This is a genomic window from Blautia sp. AF19-1, assembly GCF_003479155.1.
Taxonomy (GTDB): Bacteria; Bacillota; Clostridia; order Lachnospirales; family Lachnospiraceae; genus Fusicatenibacter; species Fusicatenibacter saccharivorans.
In genome coordinates this window covers 1-6607 of record NZ_QUGQ01000041.1, presented here as the reverse complement: position 1 = coordinate 6607, position 6607 = coordinate 1, and the positions used below count along the sequence as shown (strand labels likewise).

The window sequence follows — 6607 nt, the reverse complement described above, 5'->3', positions numbered from 1 at the left end:
TTAAGTTTGTGGGATAAGTTTGTGCAAAATTCGATATTTGCTCATTTATAGTTTATAATGCAAAAGGAATCTCTGTTCAAATATTTATTGATAATTAATATTTGAATGGAGATTTTTCATGGACAAATAAACAATGTGGAAGTATAATGAGCAAAAAAGAAGGGAGCGATTGTTATAAGAGAAACACCAGAAAGATTCAAATTAGAAGATACAACAATATGGTCTTTTCCTGAAAGGGGGAATTGGGCTACACATTCAGGAAAATACAGAGGGAACTGGTCTCCGTATATTCCTAGAAATATTATTTTGAGGTATTCAAAGAAAAAAGACTGGATACTAGATCAATTCTTAGGCAGTGGCACAACGTTAATCGAAGCAAAGTTATTAGGACGAAATGCAATTGGCGTTGATATAAATTCTGAGGCTGTCAAATTATCTAACACAAATCTACATTTTACTTGTCAAGAAAAATCAAAAATATTCACCAAACAAGGAAATGCAAACAATTTATCATTTATAAAAGACGAAAGTATAGATCTTATCTGTACCCACCCACCATATGCTGATATTATACGGTATAGTAAAGAAATCCCAGGAGATATTTCTCATTTAAAATATAAGAATTTTTTGCAGGAACTGGAACAGGTTGCAAAAGAATCATATAGGGTACTAAAAAAGCAAGGAATATGTGCATTTATGATTGGAGATATACGGAAGAAAGGCTATGTTCTACCACTGGGCATGAATTCTATGCAAAAATTCGTTGATGCTGGATTTAAACTCAAAGAAATTGTTATAAAAGAGCAACATAATTGTCGTTCTACTGATTATTGGGAGGGAAAAGAAAGAAAATTCTTAATGCTGGCACATGAATATATTTTTATATTGGAGAAAGCAGACGATCATAATCCTATTTGAAAAGAAATAGTCTTTATTGAATAAAAACATATGTTTGTAAAAAAGTCTGCGATCGCTGAAATAAATGTTGATATGACTGAAATCACATGGTAGAATAACGGCATAGCAATATTTTAGAAAAAATGGTTTAGAGGTTAAAATATGGCGGTCAGTTATAAAAAATTATGGAAATTACTTATCGATAGAGATATGAAAAAGAAAGACTTATGTGAGGCTGCAGGTATCAGTCATGCTTCAGTGGCGAAACTCGGAAAAAATGAAAATGTTACAACAGATGTGCTGGTGAAAATTTGCACTGCCTTAAAATGTGATATTAGTGATATCATGGAAATAATAGAGATTGAAAGGGAAAAGGCGTGATGGAACAAGTTTTAAAGAAAGAAAAACAGATACAGGCAAAGCCTATTATGAAATGGGCCGGTGGGAAGACCCAGATGTTAGGGGATATCATGCCTAAAATTCCTCAGAAATATGGAAAATATATAGAGCCATTTATTGGTGGTGGTGCACTGTTTTTTGCATTAAGTCCGGATAAAGCAATAATCGCAGATAGTAATCCGGAATTGATTAACATGTATCGACAAGTCGCTGATAATGTAGAGGCTGTTATTTCATATCTAAAGAAATACAAAAATACTAAAGAAGATTTTTATGAAGTACGTTCGTTAGATTGGTTCAAATTGAAAAAAGAAGAAGCAGCAGCGAGAACGATTTATTTGAATAAAACATGTTTTAATGGTTTATATCGCGTCAATAAGAAGGGACAGTTTAATGTTCCGTTTGGTAAATATAAAGCTCCAAACTTTTGCGATGAGGAAGCTTTATTCGCTGCATCAGATGTGCTGAAAAAAGCAACTATAACATGTGGAGATTATTTGTCAGTATTGAAAGAATATGCAGAACCGGGAGATTTTATCTTTTTAGATCCCCCGTACTTGCCGATTTCAGAATATTCGGATTTTAAGAGATATACAAAAGAGCAATTTTACGAAGAAGATCATGTAGAATTAGCGAAAGAGGTCAAAAGATTACAGGAATTAGGTTGCCATGTAATATTGACCAATTCTAATCATCCATTGGTTCATGAGCTATACGCGGATTATAAGATTGAGGTTATCCAAACCAAAAGGTATATTTCTTGTAACGGAAGTAAAAGAAAAGGCGAGGATATTATAGTAGATATTTTGCCAAAACAAAAAACTATGTTAAAAATAGTTCCGAAACCTTTACCTGAACAGGTAATGAAATATCCAGCAACTAGATATATGGGCTCTAAAAGTAAATTATTGCCTCAAATTTGGGCGGTTGCTTCACAGTTCAATTTTGACTCAGTAGTGGATCTGTTTTCTGGATCTGGCATTGTCGGTTACATGTTTAAAGCGCAGGGAAAGACTGTAATTAGCAATGACTATATGGCAATGTCAGCAACCTTTACCAAGGCAATGGTAGAAAACAATAATGTTGTATTGCCATTGGACGAGGCGAAAAAATTGTTGATTGAAAAAAAAGAGTCTGATCATTTTGTAGAAGAGACATTTCGAGGCTTATATTATAAAGATGAGGAAAATAGGTTAATAGATATTTTGCGGACTAATATTGCTGCTATTAGAGATCAATATAAGAAAGCAATTGCAATGACAGCATTGATTAGAGCTTGTACAAAGAAAAGACCAAGAGGAATTTTTACATACACCGGAGATCGGTATAATGACGGAAGAAAAGATTTACAGAAATCTTTAGAACAGCAATTTTTGGAAGCGGTGGAAAGTATCAATAATGCAATTTTCGATAACGGTTGTGAAAATAAATCTAAACATGGCGACGCAATGGAAGTAAAAATTAAGCATCCTGATTTAGTATATATTGATCCACCGTATTATTCTCCATTGTCAGATAATGAATATGTACGTAGATATCATTTTGTCGAAGGTTTGGCACGAGATTGGAAAGGTGTCGAAATACAGGAAAATACAGTAACAAAGAAATTTAAGTCATATCCGACACCGTTTTCAACTAGAAAAGGTGCTGCAGATGCATTCGATAAGTTGTTTAAAAAGTTTTCCGACAGTATTTTGATTGTATCTTATTCTTCTAATAGTCAACCAACACAAGATGAAATGGTTGCACTTATGTCTAAATATAAAGAACATGTAGAGGTAGTTCCAATAGATTATACATATTCTTTTGGAAATCAGAAACATGCTAAGACAAATCGAAATAAGGTACAGGAATATTTATTTGTTGGATTTAACGGAGAAGATGTATGGAAGAAAAAATAGAAATTTGGCAAGTAGGGAACACTGGATTAAGAAATCCTAATAGAATACAAGAAGGATTTAAAGCATTTGCTAATTCGCCATATGTGGGGAATCTTCGAAAAGAAAATGAAATTGATTTTATGAATTTTTTAAATACTCAGGGAATTATTCAAAACGAAGATGGAAAAGATACATCCGGTAGTCATGCTCGAAAATGGCGATTAATGTTTTCAAAGAATGGATTTATTTATCCGCAAGTGAAAAAGAAAGATGGTAGTCAAGAAAAACTAGGTAAAGTGGACGATATAACACCATTTGGACGAAATTTTTTAAAGGCGGATACATATCCAGCAGTGCAGGAGTGTTATTTGAGAGCACAAAGTGTTGAACAATTTGCTATGCCAGACGGAAAGTCTTATTTTTCGCCATTGCGATGGATATTAGCAATCATGCTGGAGCTAGAGAGGAGAACAGGAAGTTCAGAGATTACTAGAATAGAGTTTGCATTATGGGGACATACAACAAATCCGAGTTATTCGGTTGAAGAGGTTGTGAATAATATTTTAGATTTGCGTGCACGTAGGAAACAAGCACCATCGAAACGTAAATTTGATAAAAAAGAAATTGAAGAACGTGGAAAGCACTATAATAAAAAAGCTAACAATTTTAAAGAATATAGTGACATGAACATGCGATATTTACGCATTTCAGGAATTTTACAACGAAAAGGAAGAGGAATGATTATTGTCCCGGCTAAACATATTTTGGCTGAAAAATTGGCAAAGTCGACATCAAATGAAGAACCAATAATGGTTCAGTACAAGAGATTATGCGAAGGTGCAGAATTACCAACGGATAATATGGATACCGCCAAGGCTTTATTAAATGATTTAATAAAGCAGATGAAGGGTAGACAAATTCTGTTTAACATTAATGATCTACCATTGAATACTGCAGCAGAAATCAATATTGCAAGAAGACGTTTAGAAAATATCTTATCTCAAACAGATGAAATCCAGTATGCGAAAGAACAATGTAATCAATGGCAGGAAATAGCAGATTATATGGAGTTATTGATTAAAGGTGGAGGAAAGCGTACATACGATGATGATAATGTTATTGAAGTACCAAAAGATGAGACTCCGGCATATTTGGAGTGGATTTTATGGAGAGCTTCTTTAGCTATTGATCACATGGTCAATAAACCTTATGAGGTAAGAGGATTTAAATTAGATTCTGATTTTCTTCCAGTATCTGCCGCTGGTGGAGGAAAAGGCGATCTATATTGCGAATTTAATGACTTTACAATCTTAACGGAAGTCACGATGTCTACGTCATCACGCCAAGAAGCAATGGAGGGCGAACCTGTAAGAAGGCATGTGTCGGATGCTGTCTTAAAATATGATAAGCCAGTATATGGAATGTTTATTGCTGTGAAAATAGATACCAATACGGCGGAAACATTTAGACATGGAATTTGGTACGCACGAGGAGATTTAAAGCAGAGATTGGACATTGTTCCACTAACATTAGCCCAGTATCGGGAATATTTTATGGCGATGTTTAGAACAGGTCACGCTAATCCAGAAAAACTACGAGAATTGATTTTGCTATGTGAAACCAGAAGAGATATTTTGAATGCACCGGGATGGAAGGCATATATAGGGAATACAGTTGATGAAAAAATAAAAAGAATGGAAAAAGGACCATTAGTAAGTAAAAGTAAAGAATTACCGATAGTGCCACCAGGAGCAAACATATGTCATCTGATATATGGCGAAGGACGAGTGGTTGCAATGGATGTGTATTTTCCCGAAGCAAAGGTGAAAGATAAAAAAATTCCATATTTAGTGGGGATTCCAGATGAAATTAGTTTGTATGCAGATGGAAAAACTATATTGCATGAAAGATATGGCGAAGGTATAATACGTGCATATGTGGTTGCTTTTCAAAATGAAATAATACCATTATGTTTTCCTAAAGTGTTTAGTGAGGGATGTGTAAAGATATTGTAAATGAAGGATAAAAAGTATAATTTTGCATAAGATAAGGAGTAGATAATGTATAATTATATAAGTAATTATAAAGGACGAACTGATTTGGTCGATTTATATGGAGATAATTCATTGTTATTGTATGCGTTACAATTGAGATATGACATTGAAGATATAATATCAGTTGCTTCGGAAGCGTTGACAGATGGAAGTGATGATAAAAAGTGTGATTTGATTTATATAGATAGAGATTCGGGATTTGCAGTTGTGGCGCAAGCTTATATGAAGAAAAATCCGACGGAAACAGACTTGGCGAAGGTAAATAAAGCAAGTGATTTAAATACGGCAGCATCATGGATTTTTACGAGAGATATAAATGATATACCAGATAGAATAAAAGATTCAGTTAGTGAGTTACAAGAAGCTATTAAAGATGGCGATATTAACACAGTTTATTTTTGGTATGTTCATAATATGAATGAAAAAAATAATCCAGAAGTTCAGGAGGAATTGAATACTGTTCAGATTGCAGCACAAAAATTGGTAAATAATTTGGCTGGAGATAATTCTGTTAAAATAGTTTCGTTAGAAGTTGGAAATGATACGATTGAACGTTGGTATAATAGCTCTAGTAAACGAATTACAATTGAAGAAGAGATTGATGTAGAAGGAAATGGAAAAGCCTTTGAAGTCAAGGGAGGAAAGTGGAAATCTTGTGTAACAGCTGTAAAAGGTAGCTGGATACGAAAACTTTACTTAATGTATAAAGATGATCTTTTTTCTGGAAATCCAAGAAACTATTTAGGGGCGGGAAAAAGAAAAAATAAAATTAATTTAGGAATTATGGACACAGTGCAAGAGCAACCAGAAAATTTTTGGGCATATAACAATGGATTAACAGCATTAGTGAATGATTATGAAATAGATGATGACAATATAACAAAGGTACATGGAATAACTATTATTAATGGAGCACAATCAACGGGAGCTATTGGAGCTGTTGAAAGCTTAAAAGAAGATTTTCTTGTGCCGATACGTTTTATTGTATGTAGTGATCCTAAGATCATAGAAGAAATTATTAATAATAACAATAAACAAAATGAAATTTTGCCATCTGATTTAAGAAGTAATGATAAACAACAAGTAAGACTTAGAAAAGAGTTTGAAAAATATCCACAACTGTATTATAGCGGTGGTAGAAGAGATAGTACAAGGGTTAGAAACAAAGAAGTCTTTGATCCATATTTGGTTGCACAAACTTTATTGGCTTTTCATGGAGATTGTGTAACTGCTTATAACTCAAAGAAATTGATATGGGACGAGGATAAAGAATACACAAATATTTTTTCGGATCAATTAACTGCAGAACATATTATTTTCGTATACTATAAATGAGCAAATTTGAAAAATTGCACAAAACTACACTGCGAATTTCAT

The 6607-nt window shown here is 33.4% G+C and carries 5 protein-coding genes; all 5 read left to right on the top strand.

Annotated elements, in window-relative coordinates:
- Positions 1 to 168: 168 nt before the first annotated feature.
- A complete protein-coding gene (locus tag DWX26_RS16385) occupies positions 169 to 918 on the top strand; it encodes a TRM11 family SAM-dependent methyltransferase (RefSeq protein ID WP_199676811.1) in 750 nt (249 codons plus the stop codon).
- 141 nt (positions 919 to 1059) lie between these two features.
- Positions 1060 to 1278, top strand: a complete 219-nt coding sequence (locus DWX26_RS16380) for a helix-turn-helix domain-containing protein (protein ID WP_008705144.1) — start codon at positions 1060 to 1062, stop codon at positions 1276 to 1278.
- Positions 1278 to 3197 (top strand): Dam family site-specific DNA-(adenine-N6)-methyltransferase, encoded by a 1920-nt coding sequence (locus DWX26_RS16375; protein WP_117762107.1) that lies wholly within the window; start codon positions 1278 to 1280, stop codon positions 3195 to 3197. The genes DWX26_RS16380 and DWX26_RS16375 overlap by 1 nt, the downstream gene beginning before the upstream one ends.
- Entirely contained in the window at positions 3182 to 5191 is a 2010-nt protein-coding gene (locus DWX26_RS16370; protein WP_117762106.1) for an AlwI family type II restriction endonuclease, read from the top strand. The genes DWX26_RS16375 and DWX26_RS16370 overlap by 16 nt, the downstream gene beginning before the upstream one ends.
- Before the next feature lie 45 nt (positions 5192 to 5236).
- Positions 5237 to 6565 carry an AIPR family protein gene (locus tag DWX26_RS16365; RefSeq protein ID WP_118601775.1) on the top strand — a complete coding sequence of 443 codons (1329 nt, stop codon included), beginning with the start codon at positions 5237 to 5239 and terminating at the stop codon, positions 6563 to 6565.
- The last annotated feature ends 42 nt before the right edge of the window (positions 6566 to 6607 follow it).